The sequence below is a fragment of the Stenotrophomonas sp. 3diitr2024 genome, assembly GCF_042136455.1.
In the GTDB taxonomy this organism is placed as follows: domain Bacteria; phylum Pseudomonadota; class Gammaproteobacteria; order Xanthomonadales; family Xanthomonadaceae; genus Stenotrophomonas; species Stenotrophomonas sepilia.
Map to the genome: position 1 here is coordinate 1 of NZ_JBHHMJ010000572.1, position 4,052 is coordinate 4,052.

General features: G+C 65.0%; 2 protein-coding genes and 1 riboswitch. Of the genes, one reads left to right on the top strand and one right to left on the bottom strand.

The features are described from left to right. Positions 1-145 precede the first annotated feature (145 nt). Entirely contained in the window at positions 146-1,723 is a 1,578-nt protein-coding gene (locus tag ABGA94_RS14785) for a BCCT family transporter (protein ID WP_111129440.1), read from the bottom strand. Between the two features lie 224 nt (positions 1,724-1,947). Then, a riboswitch (TPP riboswitch) is annotated at positions 1,948-2,048 on the top strand. Positions 2,049-2,130: 82 nt separating this feature from the next. On the opposite strand from ABGA94_RS14785, the gene thiC reads away from it, so the two are divergent. Further along, positions 2,131-3,975 (top strand): phosphomethylpyrimidine synthase ThiC, encoded by a 1,845-nt coding sequence (gene thiC / locus ABGA94_RS14790; RefSeq protein ID WP_338168012.1) that lies wholly within the window; start codon positions 2,131-2,133, stop codon positions 3,973-3,975. The last annotated feature ends 77 nt before the right edge of the window (positions 3,976-4,052 follow it).

Below are 4,052 nucleotides of genomic sequence, written 5' to 3' on the forward strand. Positions count from 1 at the left end.
CCCCCCCCCCCCCCCCCCCCCCCCCCCCCCCCCCCCCCCCCCCCCCCCCCCCCCCCACCCAACCAGCAGCAACCCAGAACCGCCTTTGAATTTGACCTTGGCCCTTGCCTGAAAAAGCGGTGCAGCCGCAGGCTGCAAAACACCCTCAATCCTGATCGTGCGCGCGTGCGGCCTCGGCCTGCGTCTCCTCCTGCGCCGCCATCTCGCGTGCAATCCACGCATCGATCATGTGCCGCTGGCGCTGCGCCTGCCGCCGCTCCCGGGTGTATTCCTGGTCCAGCACCCGGTACAGGGACACCATCACAAGAAGCATCAGCAGCGCGAACGGCAGCGCAGCGATGGTGATCATGCCCTGCAGCGCCTCCAGTCCCCCTGCCAACAGCAAGGAACCCGCCACGAGCGCAATGCCGACACCCCACGCCACTTTGTGCTTGCGCAATGGCTCGCCCGCGTCGTCCGTGGACATGCTGGCCAGCACAAGTACCGCAGAATCAGCCGAGGTCACGAAGAAGATCATCAGTAGCACCAGCGCAATGCACGACAGCAGCAACGGCAGCGGCATGCTGTCGAACATGGTGAACAGCACCGTTTCATAGCCGTTGCCCAGTGCCTGCAGCAGGTCGGCCTGGCCGAAGATCTGCATCCAGATCGCGGTGCCACCGAACACCGAGAACCAGAAGAAGCCCAGCAGCGTCGGTGCCAGCACCACGCCGATCACGAACTCGCGCACGCTGCGCCCGCGCGAGATGCGCGCGATGAACGAACCCACGAACGGTGCCCAGGAGATCCACCAGGCCCAGTAGAAGATCGTCCAGTCCGCGACCCAGGTGCTGGACGAGAACGGTGACATGCGCAGGCTCATCGTCACCAGCTGATTGAGATAGGAGCCCAACGTCGTCGTGAAGGTGTTGAAGATCGCGCCAGTCGGGCCGAGTACCAGCACCAGCGCGAGCAGCAGTGCAGCCAATGCAAGGTTGAAGTTGGACAGCCATTTCATGCCGCGGCCGACGCCGCTGAGCGTGGACGCCATGTACAGTACGAAAGCCACTGCGATGATGGTCAGCTGCAGCGGCACGCCCGCCTGCACGCCGAACACGCGTTCCACGCCGGCCGCGATCTGTACCGTGCCGAAGCCCAGTGCTGTAGCCACGCCAACCGCGGTGGCGACGACCGCGGAGATGTTGACCATATGCCCGATCCAGCCACGATGGTGACGGCCGATGATCGGTTGCAACATATCGCTGATCTGGCCACGGCCGTTGCGGTTGAACTGGAACCAGGCCATTGCCAGGCCGATCAGCGCATAGATGGCCCACGGGTGCAGGCCCCAATGGAAGAACACATAGCGCATGGCAGCACGCGCGGCGTCCATGCTCTCTGGCGCCAATCCTTCGGGCGGCTTGCTGAAATGCGAGATCGGCTCGGCTGCGCCCCAGAAAACCAGGCCGATGCCCATGCCGGCGGCGAACAGCATCGACATCCAGCTGGCCCGCGAGAACTCCGGCTCGGCGTCTTCGCCGCCGATGCGCAGGTTGCCGAAGCGACCGAAGGCCAGGTACATCAGGAACACCAGGGCCAGGAACACCACCAGCAGGTACAGCCAGCCGATACCGCGGATGAGTTCGCCGAGGATGCTCTGCACCACGGTATTGAAGGGGCCGGGTGCAATACCGGCAAGCAGCACCAGCAGCAGAACCAGTGCGATGGAAACACGAAACACCATGAAGGAGCTTCTCCGATCAAGGGATTGAGGGGAGCGAGCAGAGCTTGCAGCGAAGGGCCGGCGGCATGCGGCGCGAACCGGGCAGGGGCCGCGTCGGCGGCGAAGGAAGCATCGGTCGCGGGAGCGCGACGGACGTGCACGTTACTGAACGCGACGTCATGGTTCTGTTAACGAATAGCGATTGGGGTCAGATCCGGAGGCGGGCGGTCTATGCTCTAATGCACACCAAGAAGCGGGGGTACCGGGCCATGTGGCCACGGTTGAGACAGTCCCTTGGAACCTGATCCGGCTCATACCGGCGTAGGGAAGCTTTGCAATGCAGCCGTGCCCGGACTCCGCCCAAGGACCGTCCGTGCGCGGGTGCCGTGCGCCGCCGCTTCGTCCCTGACCTTCCTGGACGATGCCCGATGAACGCACAGCTCTCCGCCCTGCAGCAACAGGCCCAGCAACTCTCCGAATCCGTGACCCGGCCCATTCCCGGCTCGCGCAAGATCCACGTGCCCGGTTCGCGCCCGGATCTGCAGGTGCCGATGCGGGAGATCGCGTTGACCCGCACCCCGACGCTGTTCGGCGGCGAAGAGAATGCACCGGTCACGGTCTACGACACGTCCGGCCCCTACACCGATCCGGACGCGCGTATCGATCTGTCCGCCGGGCTGCCGGCACTGCGTCGCGGCTGGGTGGAGGAACGTGGCGATACCGAGCAGCTCGAAGGCCTGAGTTCGTCGTTCGGGCGTGATCGCGAGCACGACCCGAAGCTCGCTGCCGTGCGCTTCCCCGCCCGCAGCCTGCCGCGCCGTGCACGGGCAGGCGCGAACGTCACCCAGATGCACTATGCGCGGCGCGGCATCATCACGCCGGAAATGGAATTCGTTGCCATCCGCGAGAACCAGCGGCTGGAAGCGATCCGCGATGCGGGCCTGCTGCAGCAGCATCCGGGCGAGGCGTTCGGCGCCTCGATCCAGAAGATCATCACCCCGGAGTTCGTGCGGGATGAAATCGCGCGCGGCCGCGCGGTGCTGCCCAACAACATCAACCATCCGGAAAGCGAGCCGATGATCATCGGCCGCAACTTCCTGACCAAGATCAATGCCAACATCGGCAACAGCGCCGTTTCCTCGGGAATCGCCGAGGAGGTAGAGAAACTGGTGTGGGCGATCCGCTGGGGCGGTGACACCGTGATGGACCTGTCCACCGGCAAGCACATCCATGAAACCCGCGAGTGGATCATCCGCAACTCGCCGGTGGCGATCGGTACGGTGCCGATCTACCAGGCGCTGGAGAAGGTCGACGGCCGCGCCGAAGCACTGACCTGGGAGATCTTCCGCGACACACTGATCGAGCAGGCCGAGCAGGGCGTGGACTACTTCACCATCCACGCCGGCGTGCTGCTGCGCTACGTGCCACTCACCGCCAAGCGGGTGACCGGCATCGTCAGCCGCGGGGGCTCGATCATGGCCAAGTGGTGCCTGGCGCACCACAAGGAGAATTTCCTGTACACGCATTTCGAAGAGATCTGCGAAATCATGAAGGCCTATGACGTGACCTTCTCGCTGGGTGACGGCCTGCGCCCGGGCTGCATCGCCGATGCCAACGACGCCGCGCAGTTCGGTGAGCTGGAAACGCTGGGCGAGCTGACGAAGACTGCCTGGAAGCATGATGTGCAGACCATGATCGAGGGCCCCGGCCACGTGCCGATGCAGCTGATCAAGGAGAACATGGACAAGCAACTGCGTGAGTGCGGCGAGGCGCCGTTCTATACGCTGGGGCCGTTGACCACCGATATCGCACCGGGCTACGACCACATCACCAGCGCGATCGGCGCGGCGATGATCGGATGGTTCGGCACGGCCATGCTCTGTTACGTGACGCCGAAGGAGCATCTCGGCCTGCCCAATCGCCAGGACGTGCGCGACGGCATCATGGCCTATCGCATTGCCGCGCATGCAGCCGACCTGGCCAAGGGCCATCCGGGGGCGCAGGTTCGCGACAACGCATTGAGCAAGGCGCGCTTCGAGTTCCGCTGGGAAGACCAGTTCCACCTTGGCCTGGATCCGGAGAAGGCCAAGGAGTTCCATGACGAGACGCTGCCGAAAGATGCGCACAAGCTGGCCCACTTCTGCTCGATGTGCGGCCCGCACTTCTGTTCGATGAAGATCACCCAGGATGTGCGTGACTACGCCGAAGCCGGCATGAAGGAGAAGTCGGAGGAGTTCCGCGCGGCTGGCGCAGAGGTCTACCACCAGGGATGACGAGCAGCCGGGTGCCGGCCGCTGGCCGGCGGCCGGTTGTGCAGGGGCCGGGAGGAGTGCTGGCCAGCGGCCGGCAC